The 25,257-nt window shown below is 35.2% G+C and carries 20 protein-coding genes and 1 tRNA gene; 8 read left to right on the forward strand and 13 right to left on the reverse strand.

What is annotated here, in order from left to right:
- Positions 1–39: 39 nt before the first annotated feature.
- The gene (ptcA, locus tag STRMA_RS06885; RefSeq protein WP_003081109.1) at positions 40–1,059 is read right to left on the reverse strand and encodes a putrescine carbamoyltransferase; all 1,020 of its coding nucleotides are present in this window, start codon (positions 1,057–1,059) and stop codon (positions 40–42) included.
- A gap of 235 nt (positions 1,060–1,294) precedes the next feature.
- On the opposite strand from ptcA, the gene STRMA_RS06890 reads away from it, so the two are divergent.
- Positions 1,295–2,239, forward strand: coding sequence for a response regulator transcription factor (locus STRMA_RS06890; protein WP_003080449.1), 945 nt, complete (start codon positions 1,295–1,297; stop codon positions 2,237–2,239).
- 122 nt (positions 2,240–2,361) lie between these two features.
- Here STRMA_RS06890 and STRMA_RS06895 read toward each other — a convergent pair whose 3' ends face one another.
- Positions 2,362–2,964: a nitroreductase family protein gene (locus STRMA_RS06895; RefSeq protein WP_003079738.1), complete on the reverse strand. Its 603-nt coding sequence runs from the start codon at positions 2,962–2,964 to the stop codon at positions 2,362–2,364.
- Between the two features lie 151 nt (positions 2,965–3,115).
- Between STRMA_RS06895 and hslO the strand changes: the two genes are divergently transcribed.
- Together hslO and dusB are read left to right on the forward strand one after the other, a co-directional pair.
- Complete coding sequence (hslO, locus tag STRMA_RS06900) at positions 3,116–3,991, forward strand: Hsp33 family molecular chaperone HslO (protein ID WP_003082437.1); 876 nt, start codon at positions 3,116–3,118, stop codon at positions 3,989–3,991.
- Positions 3,975–4,952, forward strand: coding sequence for a tRNA dihydrouridine synthase DusB (dusB, locus tag STRMA_RS06905; RefSeq protein ID WP_003079353.1), 978 nt, complete (start codon positions 3,975–3,977; stop codon positions 4,950–4,952). The genes hslO and dusB overlap by 17 nt, the downstream gene beginning before the upstream one ends.
- Positions 4,953–5,038: 86 nt before the next feature.
- On the opposite strand, the gene STRMA_RS06910 is transcribed toward dusB, so the two are convergent.
- Together STRMA_RS06910 and STRMA_RS06915 are read right to left on the reverse strand one after the other, a co-directional pair.
- The gene (locus STRMA_RS06910; RefSeq protein WP_003081149.1) at positions 5,039–7,480 is read right to left on the reverse strand and encodes an ATP-dependent Clp protease ATP-binding subunit; all 2,442 of its coding nucleotides are present in this window, start codon (positions 7,478–7,480) and stop codon (positions 5,039–5,041) included.
- Positions 7,481–7,485: 5 nt separating this feature from the next.
- The gene (locus STRMA_RS06915; protein ID WP_003078775.1) at positions 7,486–7,941 is read right to left on the reverse strand and encodes a CtsR family transcriptional regulator; all 456 of its coding nucleotides are present in this window, start codon (positions 7,939–7,941) and stop codon (positions 7,486–7,488) included.
- A 172-nt stretch (positions 7,942–8,113) separates the two neighbouring features.
- Here STRMA_RS06915 and STRMA_RS06920 point away from each other — a divergent pair, with 172 nt between their 5' ends.
- Positions 8,114–8,578 (forward strand): COG2426 family protein, encoded by a 465-nt coding sequence (locus STRMA_RS06920; protein ID WP_003082389.1) that lies wholly within the window; start codon positions 8,114–8,116, stop codon positions 8,576–8,578.
- A 195-nt stretch (positions 8,579–8,773) separates the two neighbouring features.
- Here the strand turns inward: STRMA_RS06920 and STRMA_RS06925 are convergent, their stop codons facing one another.
- Complete coding sequence (locus STRMA_RS06925; protein ID WP_003080134.1) at positions 8,774–10,570, reverse strand: DHA2 family efflux MFS transporter permease subunit; 1,797 nt, start codon at positions 10,568–10,570, stop codon at positions 8,774–8,776.
- Between the two features lie 178 nt (positions 10,571–10,748).
- Here STRMA_RS06925 and STRMA_RS06930 point away from each other — a divergent pair, with 178 nt between their 5' ends.
- Positions 10,749–11,291 carry a TetR/AcrR family transcriptional regulator gene (locus tag STRMA_RS06930; protein WP_003081357.1) on the forward strand — a complete coding sequence of 181 codons (543 nt, stop codon included), beginning with the start codon at positions 10,749–10,751 and terminating at the stop codon, positions 11,289–11,291.
- A gap of 141 nt (positions 11,292–11,432) precedes the next feature.
- Here the strand turns inward: STRMA_RS06930 and STRMA_RS06935 are convergent, their stop codons facing one another.
- Positions 11,433–11,975: a TetR/AcrR family transcriptional regulator gene (locus STRMA_RS06935; protein ID WP_002277500.1), complete on the reverse strand. Its 543-nt coding sequence runs from the start codon at positions 11,973–11,975 to the stop codon at positions 11,433–11,435.
- A gap of 130 nt (positions 11,976–12,105) precedes the next feature.
- On the opposite strand from STRMA_RS06935, the gene STRMA_RS06940 reads away from it, so the two are divergent.
- Positions 12,106–12,609, forward strand: coding sequence for an HXXEE domain-containing protein (locus tag STRMA_RS06940; RefSeq protein ID WP_003079801.1), 504 nt, complete (start codon positions 12,106–12,108; stop codon positions 12,607–12,609).
- A gap of 194 nt (positions 12,610–12,803) precedes the next feature.
- Here STRMA_RS06940 and STRMA_RS06945 read toward each other — a convergent pair whose 3' ends face one another.
- From STRMA_RS06945 to rpsB, 7 genes are all read right to left on the reverse strand, one after another.
- Entirely contained in the window at positions 12,804–15,539 is a 2,736-nt protein-coding gene (locus STRMA_RS06945; protein ID WP_003081053.1) for a beta-ketoacyl synthase N-terminal-like domain-containing protein, read from the reverse strand.
- 3 nt (positions 15,540–15,542) lie between these two features.
- Positions 15,543–18,617 (reverse strand): non-ribosomal peptide synthetase, encoded by a 3,075-nt coding sequence (locus STRMA_RS06950; RefSeq protein WP_003081592.1) that lies wholly within the window; start codon positions 18,615–18,617, stop codon positions 15,543–15,545.
- Positions 18,618–18,623: 6 nt separating this feature from the next.
- Positions 18,624–19,070, reverse strand: a complete 447-nt coding sequence (locus tag STRMA_RS06955; RefSeq protein ID WP_002277496.1) for a Zn-ribbon domain-containing OB-fold protein — start codon at positions 19,068–19,070, stop codon at positions 18,624–18,626.
- Entirely contained in the window at positions 19,071–20,282 is a 1,212-nt protein-coding gene (locus tag STRMA_RS06960; protein ID WP_003082100.1) for a thiolase family protein, read from the reverse strand.
- 14 nt (positions 20,283–20,296) lie between these two features.
- On the reverse strand, positions 20,297–21,376 hold the full coding sequence (locus STRMA_RS06965; RefSeq protein WP_003080777.1) for a 3-oxoacyl-[acyl-carrier-protein] synthase III C-terminal domain-containing protein: 1,080 nt from the start codon (positions 21,374–21,376) through the stop codon (positions 20,297–20,299).
- Positions 21,377–21,783: 407 nt separating this feature from the next.
- Entirely contained in the window at positions 21,784–22,824 is a 1,041-nt protein-coding gene (gene tsf / locus STRMA_RS06970; protein ID WP_003080996.1) for a translation elongation factor Ts, read from the reverse strand.
- Between the two features lie 230 nt (positions 22,825–23,054).
- Positions 23,055–23,840: a 30S ribosomal protein S2 gene (gene rpsB, locus STRMA_RS06975; protein WP_003078686.1), complete on the reverse strand. Its 786-nt coding sequence runs from the start codon at positions 23,838–23,840 to the stop codon at positions 23,055–23,057.
- A 240-nt stretch (positions 23,841–24,080) separates the two neighbouring features.
- On the opposite strand from rpsB, the gene STRMA_RS06980 reads away from it, so the two are divergent.
- Together STRMA_RS06980 and STRMA_RS06985 are read left to right on the forward strand one after the other, a co-directional pair.
- Positions 24,081–24,151, forward strand: a tRNA-Cys gene (locus tag STRMA_RS06980).
- A 71-nt stretch (positions 24,152–24,222) separates the two neighbouring features.
- On the forward strand, positions 24,223–25,179 hold the full coding sequence (locus STRMA_RS06985) for a S66 family peptidase (protein ID WP_003081536.1): 957 nt from the start codon (positions 24,223–24,225) through the stop codon (positions 25,177–25,179).
- Positions 25,180–25,257 lie beyond the last annotated feature (78 nt).

Raw genomic sequence — 25,257 nt, forward strand, 5'->3', positions numbered from 1 at the left:
CAAAAAGAGACTTCTCATCAGCTTCCCACTATCAATTACCTACTCTGGCTTCAAAAATGCTTGTAATTCTTCCTTAGCCACTTCCTGTTTCACCAAATCATAAGGATTCTTTTCCCTATAATCTCTCAGAAGATAAACGAGCAGTCCTCTAATAGAAGTCAAACGATTTTCTGCTTCGTCAAAACAAATAGAATTAGGGCCATCTATCACCTCATCTGTCACTTCTTCACCACGTGTTGCTGGCAAACAATGCATAAATTTACAGTTAACACCGGCTCTAGCCATCATTTGGCCATTAACCTGATATTTAGGAAAGAAAATTTGCAGCCGTTTCTCTTCAGACAATTCCGCTTCATACAGTCCATACCAAACATCCGTATAAAGGAAATCTGCCCCTTCAATCGCATCTTCATGATCTGTAACGGTGTATTTCCCACCGGATACTTCACAAATTCGATCCAGTTTTTCTTTGTGCATCTCATTTAATTGGAAACCTTTTGGTCCAAAATGAACAAATTCCATTCCCATTTTTGTTGTTATTAGGGCAAGAGAGAAACAAACCTGTGTGGCGTCACCAACAAAGACGACCTTGCAGTCTTCTAATCTTTTGCCAATCGGCAGATGCTCTATCATGGTACATAGATCACCGAGTTCTTGAGTCGGATGGTTATAATCAGACATCCCATTGATAACGGGGACGAAAGCACATCTAGCTAAATCTACTGCACTTTGATGACGCTCAACACGTGCCATCAAAATATCATCTAATCTAGAAAGAACAGTTGCAGTGTCTTCAATGGTTTCATGGCCACCAAGCTGAATTTGGCCCGGTGCTAAATATTGGGCATGGCCGCCAAGCTGGCTCATAGCCGTCTCAAAAGAAACTCGCGTCCGTGTTGAAGACTGCTGGAAAATCATTCCTAAACTCTTATTTTTTAACAAAGGTGGGTAGTAGCCATTTTTGACACAAGCCTTAATTTTCAAGGATAAATCTGCCATTTTCAGCAGTTCCTCTTTAGAAAAATCCTCTGTCGTAATATAATCTGTCTTATTCATCATAGAATCCTCCTCTTTTTTTCAGTCTTATCATAATGTTTTAATCATTAGTTTACAATAAACTTTAAGCTATAAATCATAATCAAAAGGTTTAGCTGTCTAAACCCTCTGAAATAAGTTCTTTTAAAAAAATAAACTCAAGGTTTAGGTCTTTTTAACAAATGCAATAAAATAAAAGTTTATTTGAATGATATAATTATGATAAGCATTAAAGAGAAACTCAAAGGAGGGTTCTTCCATGAAAACTGAACTCATCTATATTTATAATCTATTGTTAATGATGCTTTATGCTGTTACACTGGCTTTTTCAGTAAGTTTTTTTATAAGAGAAAAAAATAAAAAAAGGAAATCACTTTACTTAATCATTTCCCTTTATCTACTCTTTTTTATCTTAGATAATTCTATTATTTCAATGACTGAAATTATCTCAAGTTTTGGAGCCGACTATAACACATCTTTTCAGGGAACTTCTTTCATTAAAACAACTATTTTTCTCGTTAACAATTTCTGTCAGTTATGGATTATTCACTATTTAAGTAAAAGAAAAATGCCTTGGTGGGAATATCTGATCCTGCTAGCTATTTTCCTCTTTATGCTCTTCCCCTCTTCGCCAAATACAGCCACCAAAGTATACCTCTACTATTTACCCAATCAATTACTATTATTTTATACAGGTCTAATAGCTTTTTTGAGTAGTAAAAAGAACCATTTAAACAATTTAAGCAAAAAATACTTAAAATGGATTGCTCTCTTAGCGATAATTGCTAGCATTGTTATTCTCATTGAAGACACTTTTGTCATTTTCACTATTGATCAATACCGTATTTTCAATGTAAAAATTATGAATAGAAATATTTCAGAAGATCTCTTTTCTATCACTGTTTGTTTACTCCTACTTTATTATTTCTTAAAAGATTATCCTCTCTTTGAAAAAAGAGTCCAAACTTTACTCCCTAAAAATGCTAACCAAGCCTTCTTTGACTACTACCGCCTAACCGAACGAGAGCAAGATATTTGCCGGCTCTTACTGGAACATAAACAAAATCAAGAAATCGCTAAAGAACTCTATCTGTCTATTGGCACAGTCAAAACTCATATTCATAATATCTATATCAAAATGGCCATCAATAAGAGAGAGCAGCTCTTCTCTCTATACAAAGAGTTTCTTGCAAATGACACTTAAATGACTTACTCGATTTTTTAAATAGCAAACTTTGAATCATAAAAGAGAGTGGGACAGATAAATTTGTCTCACTCTCTTTGGTTTATCTTATTAATCAAATAACTCATTTTTATTTTCAGCAATTAGCCGCCAAAAACTTTAAAACGTTCTTGGTCTGCCATAAATTCCTTTTCGCCTGCTGGTGCTTCAATAGAACCAAAAGGTGCTTGTGTGCGAAGTTTCCAATTAGCTGGGATATCATATTTTTCAGCAAGCTTTGCATCAACCAATGGATTATAGTGCTGTACATTCATGCCAATATGCTGCTCTGCTAGGGCTAACCAAGTAGCATAAAGAGCAATGCCATGGGCCTGTTCAGACCAAGGCTGAAAATTATCTGCATAAAGCGGGAAACTTTCTTCTAAATTCTGAATCACATCTTGATCCTCAAAAAAGAGAATCGTCCCCACTCCGGCAGCAAAGCCCGCTAGCTTAGCCTTTGTTCCTTCAAAAGCTTCTTTTGGTGTGACCTTCTCTAATTCACTATAGGCAATTTTATTCCAAAAATCAACAGAATCCTGCCCAAAAAGAATGACAGCACGGCTGCTTTGTGAGTTAAAAGCTGACGGTGCTTGCTTAATGGCATTTTGAATAAGCTCAGTTAGCTCAGTTTTCGATAAATCAACTTTTTTGCCTAAAGCATAAATGCTGCGGCGTTGTTTTTGTAAATCTAAAAAATTTGACATAATAGCCTCCATTTATAATTGTGATATCATTATACAATTATTACTAATTAGTAGCAAATAGTTTGCTTATTATTTTTTAAAAAGCAAAAAATCTATAATCGCAGAGTTCTACAAATACTGCTTCCTTCTGATTTATGTTAAAATAAAAAGTATGGATAAACTCATCAAATCAATCGCAACTTCTGGTTTTTTTCGGGCCTATGTGCTAGATAGTACTGAAACCGTTAAAGAGGCACAAGAAAAACACCAAACTTTATCAAGCTCTACTGTCGCTCTAGGACGTACACTAATAGCTAACCAGATCTTAGCTGCCAATCAAAAGGGAGACAGCAAGGTAACTGTCAAAGTAATCGGCGACTCTTCTTTTGGTCATATAATATCAGTAGCTGATACCAAAGGAAATATTAAAGGCTATATTCAAAATCCTGGTGTAGATGTTAAAAAAACAGCAACAAATGAAATCATTGTAGGACCTTTTATGGGTAAGGGACAGTTTGTCGTTATCACAGATTACGGAACCGGCAGTCCTTATACCTCATCTACACCTTTGATTTCCGGAGAAATCGGCGAAGATTTAGCCTACTATCTGACAGAAAGCGAACAAACGCCATCTGCTGTTGGCCTCAACGTTCTTCTGGATGACAAGGACAAGGTTCAAGTAGCTGGCGGTTTTATGCTGCAAGTTCTGCCAGGAGCTCCAGATGAGGAAATTGCACGTTATGAAAACCGTATCCAAAAAATGCCAGCCATATCAGCCTTACTAGAGGCTGACCAACCTATAGATGCTCTTTTAAAGGCTATTTATGGAGAAGAAAGCTATAAAATCTTATCCCAAGAGAATTGGCACTTTGCTTGTGATTGTTCTCGAGAACGCTTTGAGGCAGCTCTTAAGACACTTGGTCAGGTGGAATTGCAACAAATGAAAGAAGAGGATCACGGTGCAGAAATCACTTGCCAATTTTGCGGCCAAAAATACCAATTTAATGAAAAAGATTTAGAGGAGATGATTCATGACAAAGCTCAATAGTTCATTTACAATCGGTAATGTCGAAATTCCGCATCGTACGGTGTTAGCTCCCATGGCAGGTGTTACCAATTCTGCTTTTCGAATGATTGCTAAAGAATTTGGTGCTGGACTTGTCGTGATGGAAATGGTATCCGATAAAGGCATCCAATACAATAACGAAAAAACGCTTCATATGCTTCATATTGAAGAAGGGGAACATCCTGTTTCTATTCAGCTATTTGGCAGCGACGGTGATAGTTTGGCACGCGCTGCTGAATTTATTCAGAAAAACACTAAAACAGACTTAGTAGATATTAACATGGGCTGTCCCGTTAATAAAATTGTTAAAAATGAAGCTGGTGCTATGTGGCTTAAGGATCCTGAAAAGATTTATTCTGTTATTTCCACGGTCAAATCTGGCCTTGATATTCCTTTAACCGTCAAAATGCGCACAGGCTGGTCAGATCCTTCCTTAGCTGTTGAAAACGCTCTAGCTGCTGAAGCAGCTGGTGCTGCAGCTCTTGCTATGCATGGACGTACTCGTGAACAAATGTATACTGGACAGTGCGATCACAAGACTCTCGCAAAGGTTGCTAAAGCTCTTACTAAAATCCCTTTTATTGCTAATGGTGACATACGTACAGTTGCTGATGCAGATTTTATGCTTGAGGAAATCAAAGCAGATGCTGTGATGATTGGCCGCGGTGCCAGAAACAATCCTTATATCTTCACGCAAATCAATCACTTCTTTGAAACGGGAGAACTGCTTCCAGATCTGCCTTTTAAGCAAATGCTAGCCATAGCCCAAGATCATCTCAGACGGCTCGTTAAACTCAAAGGTGAAGAAATAGCTGTCCGTGAGTTTAGAGGCCTGGCTCCTCATTATCTGCGCGGAACATCTGGAGCTGCTAAAGTTCGCGGAGCAGTAGCGCGTGCTCAAACAGTGGAGCAAGTCCAGCATATTTTTTCACAGATTTCTTAGTCCTTAGCCTAAAATAACACTAAAAAAAACTCTCTGCCCATCTCCTTAGGCAAAGAGTTTTTCGTTTGTTCTAAATAAAGCCCAACTTAAATCAAATCAAATTTAAGCCTGTCCTTATGAACACCAATTTTTAGGGAATGACCGCTAGATAGCTCTCCTGAAAGAAGAAATTCTGCCAGCTTATCCTCTACTTCTGTTTGAAGGGTTCGGCGTAAGGGTCTTGCCCCCATTTCAATGTCATATCCACTTTCTGCCAAAAACTTAAGGGCAGATGGCTGGAATTTAAGAGAAATATTTTTTTCTGCAAGATGCGCAATCAAGGGCTGAACCATAATTTTAACAACGTCACGCATATTGTTCTGACTGAGACTATGAAAGACAACTTTTTCATCAATCCGATTGATAAACTCAGGACGATAAGTCTTTTTAAGTTCCTCTAAGATACGAGATTCCATCGCTTTATAATCATGAGCAATATTTTTAACACCAAAACCGACTGTCTTGTCATCACGTAAAGCCGTTGCCCCCAAGTTAGACGTCATAATAATAATCGTATTGGAAAAATCTACTTTGCGGCCGCGGCTATCCGTTAAAACGCCATCATCTAAAACCTGCAGCAAAATATTGAAAATATCAGGATGGGCCTTTTCTACTTCATCAAAAAGAAGGACAGCATAAGGCTTATTGCGGACTTTTTCAGTTAATTCACCGCCTTCTTCATAGCCTACATAGCCCGGAGGAGCTCCATTCAGACGCGAGGCAGCAAATTTTTCCATATACTCACTCATATCAAAACGAATGAGTGCTGATTCATCATCAAAAAGAATCTCAGCTAAAGCTTTTGCCAATTCTGTCTTTCCAACACCTGTAGGCCCCAAAAACATAAAGGAACCAATAGGGCGTCTCCCAGTACGGATTCCGGATTGATTGCGCCGGATAGCGCGGCTGACACTTGATACAGCCTCGTCTTGACCAATCACACGTTTATGCAGCTCTTTTTCAAGATTAAGGTATTTTCGACTATCTGTCTGGTTTAGTTTGCTGACAGGTATACCAGAGAGCTTGCTTAAAGTTTTCAAAATATCTGTTTCAGTTACTGCTGCACGTTTTTTTAGCAAAGGCTCTTCTTTTTTCTTTAACAGTTTTTTAGCCTGTGTAAAATCACCATTCAATAAAGCATTATCCAATTCGGTTAGAAAAGCTGGTGCTTCTTTTTTTACCAGACCTTGTACAGTCGCGCTTGTTTCATCCAATAGATCAATGGCTGAATCTGGCAGATGCTTACTGGTTAAATAGCGGTGTGCTGACTTGACAGCTGTCATAACCGTCTCATCTGAAATACTGACATAGTGATAATCTTCGTAACTTTTTTTCAAGCCAAGAAGTATTTGATAAGCTTCTTCTACACTTGGTTCTTCAATTGTAATCTTAGCAAAACGGCGTGAAAGTGCGGCATCCTTTTCAATGTGTTTTTGATATTCTTCTTGTGTTGTCGCGCCTACTGTCCTAAGACTGCCTCTGGCTAAAGCAGGCTTTAGAATATTAGCTGCATCAAGTGTGCTGTCAATACCGCTTCCTGATCCCATAATGGTATGCAGCTCATCAATAAAGAGAATGATATGACCATCAGCCTCAATATCAGAGATAATCTGATTCATGCGTTCTTCGAAATCTCCGCGAAAACGAGTTCCTGCAACTACACTCATCATATCCAATTCAAGGACCTTCATAGCTGCCAATTCAAAAGGAACAGCACTATCTACAATACGCTGAGCTAATCCATAAGCCAAAGCTGTCTTACCAACACCAGCTTCTCCAACCAGCACAGGGTTATTTTTAGTTTTACGGCTAAGGATTTGAATCATACGAGAAATTTCTTCTTCACGGCCAACAACAGGCTCTAAGCGGCCTTGGCGGGCCAATTCTGTCAAATCCCTTGTAAAATCAGCTAATTCTCCCGTCATACTAGGCGGTTTCATCAAGTCCGAAAAATGATTTCCTGTTTTATTTTTCTTAGGTTTGCGCATCTCAAAAATAGCCTTAAGATCTTCTTTGGTAAAACCAGCCTGACGCTCTACTACCCTGCGCAAATCAACCAAACGGACAGCTTCTCCATCTTCTTTTGCTCGAAAACCAACCAGCTCTAGAATACGTGTCGCTAATAAATTAGGATTTAAAAGCATAGTAAATAAAACATGCTCTGTCCCAACTTCTTTCGCATGCGTTACCTGACTGATTGCTTCTGCCTCTGCTAAGAGCTTGCGCAAAGCATGCGATTGTTCTAATAAGGTTAGCTTCCCCTTTGGTTTTTGAGGGGTACGGCCCACAGCTAAAATAACAGCAGCTTGATATTCTTCAAATTGAACATCCGCCTCAAATTCTGCAAAACTTAAACCTGCAACCGAACTATCAATCTCCACCATTGCCAGAAGAATATGCCAGCTTTCCAAATAAGCACTCTGGTAGCGGGCAGCTTCAAATTGTGCTAATCTAAAGACTTCTTGCATTTTTAATGAGTAATGGGTCATATAGGTTATCCTTTTCTATCTAAACGTTGTAATATTCTACGAAGCATTCGAGCTCGAATTTTAGGGCCGTCGTCTCCAAGTACCTCATCACAAGAAGCTGCTAAGATAAGATTTCCCTCCTGCTCACTGATAATTTTCTCATCAAACAGCAATTGAATAATATCTGTGAAAACTTGGTCGCTAATCTGCTCACCTATCGTCATTTCCAGATTGTTTAACATCTGATGCTGATCCGAAAAACGAATCTTAGCAATACGAATATAGCCGCCCCCGCCGCGCTTACTCTCAACAGCATAACCGCGGCTCTCAGTAAAACGCGTTTTAATAACATAATTAATTTGACTGGGAACAACACTAAAATTATCAGCAAGAACACTTCTTTTAATTTCTGCAAAACCAGACTGCGCTAATATTTGCTTAATATAGGCTTCAATGCTATCAGAAGTATTTTTTGAAGTCATTACATCACTCTCCTTCCCAGCCACTTTGACTATAACTGACTTTTATTATATCAAAATCTTGGTTATTTTTAAATGAAAAGCACAGTCTAAACTTTTTTGAACATTACAGCTTGTCTTTCTGCCAAAGATAAGCTAAAATGAACTGTAATACAAAAGAGAGGTCTTAGATTGAATGAATTATCTCATTACATTTATTATTTCCATGGTACCGCTAATCGAGCTTAGAGGGGCTGTCCCTTACGCTATCACTACTGGTATTCCTATGTGGCAGGCGATCTCCATTGGTGTTATTGGAAATATGCTCCCTGTTCCGATCATCTTTTTCTTTGCCCGCCGTGTCTTAGAGTGGGGAGCCGACAAGCCAATTATTGGCACATTTTTTACTTGGTGTCTAAAAAAAGGTCACAGCGGCGGTGCTAAATTAGAAAAGGTAGCAGGAGAAAGAGGTGTTTTCCTTGCCCTTATGCTTTTTGTGGGCATACCTATTCCAGGGACAGGAGCTTGGACTGGAACACTCGCTGCCAGCGTCCTGGACTGGAAATTTAAAACCAGTGTCCTGGCTGTTGTTTTAGGCGTTATCTTAGCCGGAATCATTATGGCAGTCCTGACAACTATCGGTTTAAAGGCTTTTGTTTAAAAGCTTTTTTTGATTTGACTCAGAAAAATCAAACGAGGCCATGGACTCTTGTCCCAGCCTCGTTTAATATAAGGAAAAAGAATATTTGAGTTTTTAGAAGAGAAAAAGGATATCATATTCACTGTTTTATCAATATAAAAAGTGGTTAAGTCTTAAAGTCCTCTTAGTTGCGCACATCATCTTTTAGCCAAAAAGCTAAATAGCTTGCTTTTCGATTGATGCATCAGATCTCTTCCTTTCCGTTAAAAAGGCAAGCGGTATACATACTAAAACAATAATACCGCCAATATTAAAGACTTGATCAAAGGCCTTGCTTAACTCATCATTTTTTGATTGGGTAATAGCATGCAAGGAATCCGTTAGTTCTTTTTTCTGAGCTAATAACTGTATAGCTGAAGTCATTTTCTTTTGACCTGCACTCAAAGTAGTTAGGCCTAATTTGATTTGCGGAATCGGAATATTGGCGATAAGTTTTTCAGAACCATTGACTAACAATTTATTGGCATCATAAAGTTTACGATAATCACTTCCTTTTTTAGGTTGAGGCAGTTGACTGGTATCACGCGCAGCCTTCTTAATTCTTTTAATCATGTGGCGTTGTTTACCAGATACCTTAGTGCTATCTTTAGACGTTTTAAAAGTAGCTTTAATCTCTTCACGTGCAACTTTTTTTACTTTTGATGATAAAACATGTCTGTCAATTTGGTGATAGGCCGTATCTTTAATATTTGTTTTTGCTGTATTAATATTTCCATTTAAAATAGTTACCAGCAAGGCTATGCCTAGAGCTTGTCCAATATATCTAGAAGCATTAACAATACCAGAACCTATTCCTGTTTTAGTAACGGGTAAGTATTTTACTGAGGAGGTCAGTGACATGGCCATAAAACCAAGTCCAAGTCCGATAATAATATTGCAGCAAATGATAATGCTCTTAGGGGTGTCATACTCAACAAGTCCCAGCATAAATAAACCGCCAGCTGTAACAACTATTCCAATACCAATTAACAGTTTGGCACTAATTTTTTGATACATTTTTGTTGCTAAAGGCATGCTTACTGCGATAGCTAAAGATGCTGGAACAATTAAATAAGCCGAATGCAAAGCTGAGTAATTGCGAACATTTTGCAAGAAATAATTGACAACAAATGACGGAACAATAATAGCAAAGCCAAAAATCATATAAACAATGCTAGACGCTGTAAATGTCTTTTCTTTAAATAAAGTCAGCTCAATGATTGGTGATTTAACCTTTCTCTCAGTGAAAATAAGAAGAATCAAACCTATCAAACTTGATACAAAGCTTGATACAATCATCTGAGAACTCCAGCCATATTCTCTGCCTTCTAATAGCCCGAAAACGAGACCGCCTAATGTGATCGTCAAAAAAATCATTCCTAGCCAATCAATACTTTTTGAAATAGTCTTATCATAGGATTCCTTGGTTCCAATTAAAATAAGTAAGAATGCTAATATCGCTATTGGAATATTGATACCAAAAATCCAACGATAACTAGTCCAATTAATGATAACACCACCAATAACCGGACCACCAGCTGCTGCAAGCGCCCCAAAGGCTCCCATAACAGCTGTAATACGACTTGTTTTTTCCTTTCCAAATAATTCAATTCCCATTGGTAAAACAATCGGAGTCAAAATGGCACCGCCTAGCCCTTGGAAAAAACGATAAATAATCAGAGGCAGTAAAGAATTGGCAGTCATACAGGCAAATGAAAAGCCTCCAAACAGAACAACTCCGATTAACATGACTAATTTACGGCCATAAATATCTGCTAACTTAGATACCGTAATAATAAAGACTGACATGGCTAAAACGTAAATGGTAGCAACCCAACTAGTCTCCGTCAATCCTGTGTGCAAATCATCCATGATATCTGGAATAGCAATGTTAACAATAGTCGCATCCAAAGCTCCCATAAACATCGCCAAGATGAGACCAATAAAACCTACAGTTTTTCTTGTATTTGACATTAAGATGTCTTCCTTTCTTATTAAAATATGTCAAAATGAATAGCTTTAACGTTAATAGGTTGTAAAGTTATTCTTAAAGAATTATTAATAATATTATTGACAATTCATAAAAAAGAATATAACATTATAGGCAAAATAGCCATAACAAAATTGAACAAGTTGTTAAATTAAGGGAAAAATGAGTAAAACAAGACAGACACACAGCATTGAGCATTTAAAAGAAGCGTTGATTGATTTACTATTAGAAAAAGAATATCATAAAATAACTGTTGGCAATATTACTAAGAAAGCAAGGGTTAGCCGTGGTACTTTTTATCAGCACTTTCTTGATAAGGATGATTTAGCTTATACTATTGGTGAAGAAACCTTACAAAGATTTTGGAATATCCTTGCTCAAAGGAACTTAGACAAAAGAGAAAAAGTTATAGAAGCTTTAGAACATATCCAATTGGATTTTAAACACTTTAAAGCTATCTCTCAAGCTTCTCATGTTCATTTTTCCAAAAAAGTTCAGGATCTCATAAAAAATATAATCAATAATAATCCTGCTTTAAAAAAGAGAATAAAACAGCACACTAAAGTTGATAATGATATTATTATTCAAGTTTTTTGTGCTTCATTTGAAACTATCATTTCAACTTGGATCAAAAACAGTTTAAAAGAGAGCCCTTCAGAAGTGGCTGATACGATTATGAAAATTGAAGATATCTTTTGGAAATAAGAAATGAAACTAAAAAATGCTAATCTCGCTTAATAAGAGATTAGCATTTTTCATTTGCAGTCCTTCTTATCTTCCTTATATTTTTCAAAACAGTAATGAAGCAGAAGCAATCCCAGTTCTATCGTTATTTTATTGAATTTTTTATATAAAAATTTTATAAGAGGATAAACTTTTGACAATTTCCTCTGCTAGGTCTGCCGGTTCTAGCTGAAAATCATTTTCTAACCAATATAAGGAAATATTCCACACTCCGCCAATAACTATCAAATCTGCAAACAGTTCATTTTCACTTGAGTTATGATGCCATGGCAAATCAGAATACGGCAATACTTTAAGAAATTTCTTTCTCTCTATATCAAGAGCAAAGTCCAATAAATTATGCCTTTTAAATAGCTCCAAATAGTATTTATTCTTTTTCCAAAATTCAAAATATATAACCAATAAACTGGTAAAATCCTCTATTTCCCTTTCATCAACAGCCAATAGATAAGCATCTAATAGATCTTCTATAAAAAACTGGACAATAGAATATTTATTTTTAAAGTAGCGATAAAATGTACTTCTAGATAGATTAGCTTCTCCGACTATTTCAGAAATGGTTATTGCATTAAAATTATCTTTTTCAAGCTTTTTAAAAAAAGTATCAGCAATTACCTTTTTTGAAGCATAAACTCTACTTGTCATTACTTTCCTCCTGCTTATAAATGAGACATAATCATTAATTTGTAACATATAGCGATAGCTGCTTGATAATACAAATATGAAGGTATATAATGCTTTTCAGATTTAAAATAATAATGAAAGAGGGTTAAAAATGAATCTATTATCTAATTATTTCATGTTACCGATACTTTTTATCTTACACGATTTCGAAGAAATGATATTTGTTCCTTTATGGAAGAATAGTAAGAAAGTTCAGTCTTTAAACAAAACGGCGAAATTTTTTGGACGAGTTAATAATGGCTCTGCCTTTTCAATAGGAGTATTAGAAGAATTCGTTATATTGCTTATCATTTCAGCTATTTGCCAAGCAACTCATAACACTGAGCTCTATCTAGGTTTTTGTATTGCCTATGCCTATCACTTTTTGATTCACTTTAGAATGTGTATTCAGTATAAAGGATATGTCCCAGGAATATATACCGTTATCCTTCAAATTCCAATTATGGTCATCATTATTTTACATTACTGGAAAGTAGACATTTTTTTCATTTTCTATTTGATACCAATCATGCTTTTATCATACATAAATCTTTACATCATGCATAAAATCATGCCCTCTCTACAGCATTGGCTGTTAAACTTATTTAAAGGCTAAAAATGTAAAAACCATAATCAGCTCACATCCAGACCTAAAGATGCGAGCTTTTAATTTGTACAAATTCTCTTTATTTCAGCCTTTTATTATCCGTTAACACTAATTGCTACCTCCAAGCAGAATGATAGACATTCAAAGGTCTCTTCTAAAGCTTGTTCAGTAATTTTATATAAAATAGTCTCATACCCCTAAAATTATATTATTTCCTCTAAGTTGCTTTCGAAAATATCTGCTAAACGAGTTAAATTGTCACTATTACTCATACTTGTAAAATGATTTCCCGAAATTTTAATTACATTTACATAACCCGAGGTATAATTCTGCCAATCTTTAGCATCAGTTTTCTTCATATTCATATTAATATACATTTCTTCAGGCATATTTTCTTTTGCTGAAAATACAGTTATATCAGAGTTCACTACTTCTTTTGATTGATTTAATAAAGCAATATGATTGGCTTCCCAAATACCAAAGATATCTTTTAGATAATTCGTATCAAAGCTCTTAGGTAAAGCATTATTTTCTTTCATACTATTGATTATAGCCTCAATACTTGAGTAATCCTCAATATAGCTTAAATCCACATTAGAATCTGTCGTTTTAGCGGACATAAAGCTTAATGCCAAAGGAAATATTTTTAAATAAGAATCTCCAGAAGGCTGCTTCTTAGGATATGCTTCTGGCACTAAGCTATCTATCATGTAAATTCTTTTAACTTCAAAACCATCTTTTTCCAATATTCTAGCCATTTCAATTGCTACATTCCCTCCAAATGAGTATCCTCCTAAAAGATATTTTCCTGTAGGTTGTATGCTTCTTATTTGTTGGATATATATTTTAGAGAGTTCTGTAATATTTAGCCTGCTGTCAATAGTTTGAGGGAAAGAAATAGCATAAATATTTAAAAAATCTAAGTCAATATGTTTAAATAATTCTTTAAAGCAGAAAATACTGCCCCCTGCAGGATGTATTAAAAATAAATTTTTCGATCCTTTTTGCCCTTTATTTAAGCAATATACATTTGATAAATCAATATTAGATTGATCAGAGTATTGGAAATCATTTAAAATATGAGCTGCTAATTCCCTTGGAGTTGGGTAATCAAGAAGAGTATCTGTACCCAATTTAACATCAAATTTTTTATTGATTCTATCAATTAAACCTACAGCAATTAGTGAGTCTCCATTTAATTCAAAGAAATCACTTGTCTCTAGAATCTCTTCTCCAAGTTCGTCTTCCCAAATACTACAAATGTCAGAAATAATATCCGACTCAGTCAAGCCTCTATTTTTCGGTTTCGTAGCACTAGTGCTATTTGTCTTTTTCAACAAAGATCCATCCGGAATTAAGGAATAATTTTGCTCATTAAACGAGTATGTTGGCAGTGAAATAAATCTTCCTTCTTGCACAGTGCTAGGACTTTTATCGGTAGTTTCACCATTAAATAATTTCTCAATTAACTCTGGGATGCTAGCTGCTTCAAAATTATACTTATTTTCAAAATGTTTTCGACCTTCATTTAAGGTTCGTACAACATCAATTAAGTTAAGTTCAGAGTGCTTTTCTAGAAATGAGGCCAATTTATTCCTATAGTTATCCAGACTATTTTTACTTTTAGCAGATATCTGAATGACATACTCTTTGAATTCTGCTTTTTTATCATTTTCAGCAGATAAATCACTTTCTAAAATGACATGTACATTTGTACCCCCTATACCAAATGAGGAGACACCTACATAGTTTTTCTTATCTTTTGGAAGCTCAGTGTTGTTTTGCGGGTCTACAAATAAATGAGAACTTTCTAAATTAGCTTGAGGATTTTCTGAGGTAAATCCAATACTTTTTGGAACAATACTATTTTTTAGTATTAGAGCTCCTTTAATCAATCCTGCAATTCCCGATGCCGTATCTAGATGACCAATATTAGATTTTACCGAACCTATTTTATGAGGCTTTTGGAAATGATAGGCTTGCGACAACGCTCTAACTTCAATTGGATCTCCAATTTTGGTTCCTGTTCCGTGAGCCTCTATATAATCAATACACTCAGGATCAACTTTAGAAGAAGCAATAGCATCTTTGATAGCTGCACGCTCTCCACGAATGGATGGAGCCGTGTACCCAACTTTACTATTGCCATCATTGCTAATTCCAATACCAGAAATCACTGCATAAATATTATCATTATCCAATAATGCACGGTCATAAGGTTTTATAACAACTACTCCGCATCCATCTCCCTTAATCATACCATCAGCATCTTTGTCAAAAGCCCTGAGTTGCCCGCTTCTAGAAAAAGTGGTTCCTTCTTTATAACTATAGCCGCTAGCTAATGGAAAAGTGATACTAATACCTCCTACCAAGGCTAAATCACAAGTATCTGAATCCATATTGCGACAGGCTTCATTTAGTGCAACAAGGGCTGAAGAACAGCCACTTTGCACAGACATAGACGGTCCTGTTAAATTTAACTTATAGGATACACGAGTAGCATTAAAGTCTGTTTCATTCCCAATATAAGTAGAGTAGTCAAATCTGATATTTAAACCTTTACTCCTAAAGATATTAGATATTAGATAAGAGCTTTGTGCAGATGAAGCAAATACACCAATTCTGTCTTTACTATTTACTTGCGAAGCATCTTCTAAAGCCTCATAACAGCATTTTAAAAAAATACGTTGTTGAGGATCTGTTAATCTTGCTTCGGCAGCGGTCATTTTAAAGAGATCAATATCAAAATCATAAACATTATCTATTGTTGAAGTCACTGGAATAAAATGTTCATCTTGAGAATAGGGACTTTCTTCTACTTCTTTATTACTTAATTTTCGAAATGACGACTTACCGTTTAACAAATTATCAAAAAATTGAGTCGGAGTATTAGCATCTGGGAAACGTCCTGCCATTCCAATAATTGCATATTTTTTCATTGTTTATTTCTCCTTTAGTATATTCTCAATAAATTTTGATACTTCACTTGGAGTGACATAATCAAACAAATCAATCATGGTCATATCATTCTCTGAAAGTTCAAACTCTTTTAACATCCTATAATATATTTCTGTAATTAAAACTGATGTCCCTCCAACTTCAAAAAAGTTATCATCTCCATTTATTTTAGTTCCTAACACATCACTCCAAATATTTTTGACACTTGCTAAAACAGTTGTTTCCTCGTCAGCAACAAGGGAAACTGATTTTTGCTGCTCTGGTGTTTTCTTTACATTTACTTGAGGTAATTTTGAACTATCTATCTTCCCGCTGGTATTAAGTGGAAATTCTTCAACCTCTATAAAAAATGATGGGATCATATAATCTGGTAATTTTGTTTTAATTTCTTTTCGTATGAGATCTGCCTCTATCTTTCCATATGAGGACAGTCTATAATAGCCAACTAATCTTCTATCTCCAGTAGCAAAATCTTGAGCCATGACATAAGATTCTTCACAACTTTGACAACTATTAATGGCACTTTCAATCTCGCCTAATTCTATTCTATGTCCACTGACTTGTACCTGTTTATCAATTCTGCTAATATATTGTAACTCCCCATTTAATAATACTTTAACTAAATCACCTGTTTTAAATGAATTTGTCTTTTTATCAAATACTTCTTTTGTTTTTACTTCATTCTTATAATAGCCTTTTGATACAGCTGGACCAGAAATAATTAGTTCTCCTTCAAATCCTGGTAACACCATCTTATTATTTTTATTTTTAACATAAACTAAAGTATTATCAATGGATTTCCCAATATTATTTCTTTTTTTATTATCCACATCATATTGCGAAATTTGATGGGCTGTCGAAATAATCGTTGTTTCTGTTAAACCATAAAGATTAAATACTTTTGGATGCTTATAGCCGTACTTATCAAACCATAAAGATAAATCTGCAAATTTAACATCTTCCCCACCAATGAAGATATATTCTAAAGATTCAATGAAATTATCTAGAGATGTATCAACCTTTTGTAAAGATAAAAAGGCTGATGGAGTTTGTGTTAGAATATTAATATCATTCTCAATTAAAAAGTTACGAAAACGATCAGGAAATTTTCTGATATTTGTAGGAACAATATTTAATGTTCCTCCTGAAGTGACAGGTGCAATAATTTCAAAAATAGAGTAATCAAACCCATATGAATGGAATAGAATCCAGTTTTTCCCAAAAGGATTCTTTAATTTCTTTTTGCAGTCACTCATTAAAGTAAATAAGGAACTATGTTTGACTTCAACACCCTTGGGTACTCCCGTTGAACCAGATGTAAAAATAATATAAGCAACCTCATTATTTTTAATAGAGGCTTCTGTTATATTAGTGTAATGTTCAATATCTTCTAATAAATCGTCTATATTTAAGTTTGCTTGCCTATTAAAAATAGGACTGTTATAATCTGTTAAGATCAAAAAATTATCTAATTGCTCTAATATGACAGTTTTCCGCTGTTCAGGCATATTCTTATCTAATGGCACATAAATTTTCCCAGATTTAAATATTCCTAAAATAATGGCAATTAAGCGAGAATCTGATTCCATTGATACTACGATTTTTTCTAAATTAATCGTCCTCAGTTTGTTTGCTATTTTGGTAGATAAAACGTCAAGTTCTTTATAAGTGAGTTCAGTTTCTTTATATCTAACAGCAAGAGAGTCAGGATGTAAAGTGCATTCATCATGAAATAGTTCAAGTACAGACCGATTAATATCTTCTGGTAAGATAGCTTCTATTTTATCATTCTCTAATGCAATCAATTCATTTTTCAGATCTTTTCCCATCGCAAAATCATTTTGAATACTTTTAGTTAGAGAGTCCATACTTAAAAGAATATCTTTAAAATATCGACCAATAAAGTAAGGACTATACTGGCCACTGGTTTGAATATGAACAATAACTTTATCATTACTATTTTCAAATTCCATTGCTAAAGGAAACATTGAGCTTGTCTGTTCAACTATAATATTTTCACAAGCTATATGATTAAAATCAAAATTAACTTCATATTTATAGAGAGTCACTGAATTATTCATAAATTTATAGTTTTCTCTACTATCAACCAACTCTTTTAAATGAGATTGAAGATCAAAAGACTGAAATCTTAAAAGATTATGCAAATTAAAGCTAACATCTTGCAATAAGTCATGAAGCTGTTCCGATTCTCCGACATTAATAATCAATGGAAGATTATTAACAAAGCAACCATGAGAATGCCTTTCTTCAGGATGTCTATTAGCAAGCGGAATACCAATTGTTACAATTTGTTGTGATGTTATACTAGAAAGTAAGATAGTATAGGCAGTAAGTAATACCTCAAATTCTGTTTTCTTAGACAAATTCATTAGCTTTGTAACAACATTTCGGGAAACAGTTATATCAATGTTTCTTCTATTAGATGTATGTTCGATTGTCAAAGAAGGCTGTTCTAATGAACTTATTAACGGTAACCTTGAACTAAAGTAATCCTTAGCTCGTTGTTCCCGTTTTTCACTTATTTTATTAACAGAAAGTGGTTTCTTTTCCTCAATTAAGGTAGTTACCTTATTATTGTATCTATCACTAATTTCATTTATTATTTCATAGGCACTATAAATATCACAAATCAAATGACTCACATTAATAAAAAGAAAATATTCTTCAGAAAAATCACGAGTATTAATAAAAATAATAGCTTGCTGTAATGGCCAAACGTTATTGTTGAATGGAATATTAGCATATATTTTTGCTTGTTCCATAACAGCACTTTCAAATTCTTCATCAGTAAGATAAGTCATTTCGATTATTTTGGGTCTAAATTTTGTATTACTATCATATACTAATTCACCATCTTTCAAAAAAGAATGGTAGACAGCATGATTATTGAATGTATTCATCAGCGAAGCATATAATTTATTAACTTTTACTTGACCTGTAAGTTTCCAAAGATAAGGTAAATTGTAAGAAGCATTATCAGGCTGTAGTTGCTGATTCAAAATAATTGATTGTTGTAAACTAGATAGTTCTTTATTCATTCTTATTTATCCTTCTTTCAATTTAAATTTATATCCGTATTTCCAACTAGTATTTCCGGAACGTGATTGTTTTCTAACAACTGACATAACTTCACGGCCAATCAGACTATGAATACTTTCAATCTCTGAACATTCTATTATTTCTCCTAATACATCCACTCCTTCTGCTAATTCTATTACTGATAAATATCTGGGACTAATCTCTCTATAACCGATAACAGCAACTTGCGAAATTGAATTTATTTCAATATTTTTTATCTTCCCCATACCAGAAAATTTGTAGGTCTTTAAAGATCTACAAAAGCAATAAGGGCAGACAAATCTTCTTGGATAAAATAATTCGTCACAGTGAGGACATTTACTTCCTTCTAACCGAGTTAAGCCTCCTTGCTCTCTCCAGTCTTTAAGAGATGATTCAATAGTAGGATTTGATATTTGTTCATTAGAAAACATTTAATACTCCTCATTTTTTAAAACAATAGCCGCAGCTGTCGCATATGCTCCGCCTATCACAGTTGATAAACCATATTGCCGCTTCTTTATTTGCATACCAGAAGCTCTTCCTTGAAGCTGTTTTACAATTTCAATAATTTGATATAAACTAGCTCCTCCTCCCGCATGACCTCGAGCAATATTACCACCATCTGTATTTATTGCCACTGAACTATCAATAGTTCCTCCCCCATTACAAATATATTCTATTGCTTCTCCTTTCGGGCAAATACCTGCGGCTTCCATAGAAATAAAACTATTGAGACCTTGATCATATAATTCTAGAATATTTAGATCTTTTGCACTTATTTTCGCTTCTGAATACGCTTGATTTATGGATAACTCCAAAGGTATCCCATTAAACATTCCTACTTCATCATTTGAATCCTTATTTTTATGATGAAGTAACTTTTCCTTATATCTATGAGGAATATAATGCGAGGTGTTAGTATACCCTCGACCTGCTATAATCACTTTCTCTTGACTACTATTTTTATTATTAGCTTCCATAGCGGATAATATAACAGCACTGGCTCCTTCTCCAGCACTCATAGCATTCCCAAAAAAAGGTTGGTTTTCAAGTTCTTTTGAAGTTGGAAGCTCTTTTCCAAAATTTGAAGAAACTTTGTTGACTGCACCATACTTCTTCATTAATGTTGAAAACTTTAGCAAAGCTTCCTTTAGTTTTATCGGCTGGATTCCATATTTACTTATGTATTCCTGCTGCAATAAAAAAGCATCAATATGTGAAAAGCCTAAGTTATAATCATACAAACTATCTGTTGACATTAACATATAGTTTTCAAAAGGAAGGATATCCGTCATCTTATCAAAACCTGCTACTAAAACATGCCTATAGCGTCCGCTTTCAATCATTTCACATCCTTGTAAAAGAGCCATATGAGAACTTGCACAATTTCCAATATTAATGTAACCTTCCAGAGGCGCTAAACCTAAAGCATCCACTAATGTAGGGACAATCCCCCCATGTCCAATTTCTCCCTCTCCAGCATAAGAAAAACTAGCGCCATCAATTAAATGAGGAGAAAGAAAAGCATCTTCTAATGCTTTATAAGCAGCTTCTACTAATAGTTCTTTAAAGGATTTATTAATATGCGGTAAGCCAGGAGCATTGGTACAACCTACTCCACTCACTTGAATTTTTATCCCCATACTTATTCTCCTTACTAAATAAATGTCCCTAGAGATATCTCAGGCTGACTGTATTTAAATTCATGCTTCATAGCCTCAGAGTAATTGATATCTTTATAATTTTTTAACTTATCTATTATTTTATTTTTGAATGTTATTTCCTCAGTTACTCTAAAAATAACTGTAGTAGAACCTGAACTATGTCCATATCCACACATTAAAATAATATCTCCTACTTCAGCATTTTCAAGAGCTGCTAACATAGAAATAATAGGAGAAGCAGAACCGATATAACCTAGATTTTTGAAAATATCTTGATTTATCACATTATCAAAATGGAAAAAATGAGAAAATTCTTTATAAGTCTGCTCCGTGCCATCTTGAAAAACAAAATATTTGATATCTTCAGCTTTTAAAGAAGCATTTTCTAAAGCATTATTTATAGATTCCAAACTTCTTTTAATTCTTCCTTCCTTTACAACAGAATAATTCAAATTAGCAAGGACTCGCAAATATCTATTATCCTCTGTTCTTCCTTGCTCAGGAAAAGAAGCATTTGAATTTCCTATACCAATAATTTCAGCTAATATATCTTCACCTTTACCTAATATAATACTAGCTGCTCCTGAGCCAATGTACGGCTCTCTTAGTTCACTTGGAAATATATTTTTACTTAATGTATCAGCACTAAATATTAAACTTGTATTACTTAAACCAGAACTTACTAAAGAATACCCTAAAACTAAAGAGGCAGCCCCTGAGTTCTCAGAGGCTCTAATATCACATCCAAAATAGTCATTTTTATTAAATAAAAATGACATCAGTTGATTAGCATTACTTTTAAAAATATCTGGTGTAGTACAACTACCAAGTAATATACTATCAATTTTTGCAACATCTTCCTTAAAATGTAAAACCGCTTCTTGACCAGCTTCCATAGCTAGCGTCAGCGTGTCCTCATCAGAAGATACTACTGTTCGTCGCTTTACGCCTATTTTATTTTTTATATAATCAACATTATTGTTGTTCCAAACCTTTATTGTTTCTTCCACTGGAAGACGAAAATATGGAATTGATATTCCATAAGATTTTATACCAATTTGTTTATTGCCCATGTCCCCTCCAAAATAAATGAATTATTATTAAAAAGTTTCTTTAATAATACAATTAGACTACCAAGTTTTCATAAAAAATACTATAACAAATGTTAATAATCTGTTTAAATAATGGTCCAAATGATTAAGTAAGCTAATTAATAATGATTGAAACGATGTAAAAAATGCTACCATTTTCTCTTTTACAGATATTAGAGGGTCCTATTTTGACATGCAAAAAGAGGCCAAGGATAGAAGTCCTGCCTCTTTTCAAATATATTAGACACAGCAGTTGGTTGAATAACCTTATCCCTTGCTGTACAAGTGATAGCGGCTATCCTAACCAAACTGTGCGGAAGTGGAACAGAAATCAAATTCTTCGAATTATTGACTTTTCTGTCCCACTTCTCTTTTATTAGTTGGTTTGATCAGTTATTTAAAGCTGCTGCCATTGTAGCGGCAACTTCATTTTCAAAATCATTGGCTGCTTTTTCGATACCTTCTCCAACTTCAAAGCGGACAAAAGCAATAGCTTTAACACCTTGGTCCTCAAGATATTCTTCAACTGTTTTGCTATCATCCATAACATAAAGCTGTGCCAAAAGAGTATATTCTTGATCGACTTTAGTGTTATCAAGTAAGAAGCGAGCCATTTTTCCTGGAATAATTTTATCCCAGATTTTTTCTGGTTTGCCTTCTGCTTTCAGCTCTTCCTTAATGTCTTCTTCAGCCTGAGCTATCACTTCATCTGTAAGCTGACTCTTTGAACCATATTTTAAGAACGGCAGAGCAGGCTTGTTAACCATTGCACGGCTTTCATTGTCTTGTTCAATTTTATGATTCATTTGAGCCAACTCATCGTGAATAAATTCTGAGTCAAGCTCAGCATATGAAAGTACTTTAGGGCTCATAGCTGCAATATGCATTGATAATTGTTTAGCAAGAGCTTCATCTCCGCCCTCAATCACTGAGATAACGCCAATACGGCCACCATTATGCTGATAGGCACCAAAATGCTGACTGTCTGTTTTTTCAATAATCGCAAAACGGCGGAATGAAATTTTTTCACCGATTGTTGCTGTAGCGCTAACATAAGCTTCTGCTAGTGTTTCACCACTGGCTACTTTCAAAGCAAGGGCTTCATCATTAGTAGCTGGTTTACCTTCAGCGATAACTTTAGCTGTTTCATGAACCAAATCTACAAATTGAGCATTTTTAGCAACAAAGTCTGTTTCTGCATTGACTTCTACAATAGCTGCCACATTGCCATTAACATAAAGTCCAGTCAAACCTTCTGCTGCAACACGGTCAGCTTTCTTAGCTGCCTTAGCCATACCCTTTTCACGAAGAAGCTCAACCGCTTTTTCCATATCGCCTTCAACTTCAACTAATGCTTTTTTAGCATCCATAACGCCAGCACCAGTTTTTTCGCGCAATTCTTTAACAAGAGCTGCAGTAATATTTGCCATGATAAATTCCTCCAATATTAGATGATAAGGAGCCTAACAACACTAGCATTCTAAAAAGCCGCTTTAATACTTGAACCTCTATAGCCGCTTCTCTTTTCCCACAGTGTTTAGGCTGATTCCTTTATTGACATAAAAAGGACAAGGGCCTCGCCCTGCCCCTTTCTTAAGTTTTGTGTCATATGATTAGGCTGAACAGCTCATCAAACCAGCTTAAAACAGCCTTTAAAGACTTAATCTTCGTTTGAACCTTCTACAACTTCAACAATTTCTTCAATTGAGTCTGCTTCAGCTTCCTCTGCTGCCAATTCTGCCTCGACAGCTTCAACACTGTCTTCACCTTGACGGCCTTCAATAACGGCATCAGCTAATTTGCTGGTAATCAGTTTAACAGCACGGATAGCATCATCATTTGCTGGAATAATAACATCAATGTCGTCTGGATCAGCATTGGTATCGACCATAGCAACAATTGGAATTCCTAGCTTTTTAGCTTCTTTGACTGCAATTTGTTCTTTATGCGGATCTACGATATAGATAACATCTGGGATGTGCGGCATATCTTCGATACCGCCCAAAAATTTTTCAAGGCGAGCACGTTGCTTATTAAGTAGAGCAACTTCTTTTTTAGGAAGGACTTCAAAAGTTCCGTCAGCTTCCATTTGTTTGATTTCTTTCAAGCGAGCAATGCGCTTTTGGATCGTATCCCAATTGGTCAGCGTTCCCCCCAACCAACGGTGGTTGATATAATATTGACCTGCACGTTCTGCTTCTTCTTTAATCGCTTCAGAAGCTTGTTTTTTCGTACCAACAAACAAAATAACAGCATCATTTGCTGCTGCATCACGCACAAAATCGTAAGCTTGATCAGCTAATTTTACAGTTTGTTGAAGGTCAATAACGTGAATTCCGTTACGTTCTGTAAAGATGTACTTAGCCATCTTAGGGTTCCAGCGACGTGTTTGGTGACCAAAGTGAACACCAGCCTCCAGAAGTTGTTTCATTGAAATAACTGCCATGAGTATTTCTCCTTTATGTTTTTTTTATCCTCTCTCAGACTTCAGCTTGCAATCTAACCTACAAGGCAACCAGACCACAATTCATCTCAGATGAGTATTTGTTGCTCAAGCAACCTATTTAGTATACTAAAAACTTGCAGATTTTGCAAGATCCATAAGTTATAGTGATTCCTAAAGTAAGTCACTTTCAAGAATCCTCTTGACCTGACTGTCTTTTTAAGGTAAAATAATGGAAGTTACGGCGGTATAGCCAAGTGGTAAGGCACGGCTCTGCAAAAGCTTGATCGTCGGTTCAAATCCGTCTACCGCCTTTTAATGACTATCTCCCAGATAAAACTGGGAGATTTTTTGTAACTTTTAGTTTATCTTGAAAGGAAATTTGATGAAAAAATTAACATATGGGGATCATATTAGAGTTCTTAGTCCGTCTAACTCTATTGAAAGCCTAGGCGGCTTCAAGATTAATCTGCCGGCCAAGCGAAATCTTGAAAAATTAGGCTTTTCAGTTTCATTTTCCAATCATTATATGGAAAATGATCTTTTGGGCTCCAGTTCTATCGCCAGTCGTGTTTCTGATATTCACGATGCTTTTAAAGATAATCTTGTCAATGCCATTTTACCTACCATTGGCGGTTTCAATGTTAATGAAATTTTACCCTACCTTGACTATGAATTAATCAAGAGCCACCCTAAAATTATCTGCGGCTATTCAGACACAACAGCCCTTTTAAACGCTATTTATGCCAAAACTGGAATGGAAACCTATATGGGACCTTCTTACTCCAGCTTTAAGATGAAAGAGGGGCAAGATTATCAAAGCAGAATGTGGTTAAATGCTATGACTAGGCGCTCTTATAATCTTGTCCCTAGTAAAGAGTGGACAGATGACCCTTGGTATGACTCCGCACAGCAGCGGCATTTTAAACCAACAGAATGGAAAATTTATAACATGGGCTCTGCACAGGGAACTGCTATTGGAGGCAACTTATCATCTTTTCATCTTTTAGCTGGCACAGAATTTGCACCTAAGCCAGATAAGTATATCCTTTTTTTAGAAGGGGCTGAAGAAGAAGATTACAGAACTTTTTCACGCTGTCTAAGTGCTCTTTTGCAAATCTATCCAGAACCACAGGCTCTTGTTTTTGGGCGCTTTCCTGAAAAATGCGGAATAAGTGAAGAACTTTTTCATTTTATTTTAAATAAATATCCACATCTGCAGCAAATTCCAGTCATGTACGATCTTGATTTTGCTCACACGCAGCCTCTATTTACCTTTACAATCGGCGCAGAAGTCACGATTGACACCATTTCTAGATCCATTCAATTTAAAACAAAATGAGCTCAGACTAGAAACTTATTTTTGCCTAATCAGCCCTTTAGCTAACGAAAAACGCTTGAAGTAAACAATTTCAAGCGT

Source organism: Streptococcus macacae NCTC 11558 (assembly GCF_000187995.2).
Classification (GTDB): Bacteria; Bacillota; Bacilli; order Lactobacillales; family Streptococcaceae; genus Streptococcus; species Streptococcus macacae.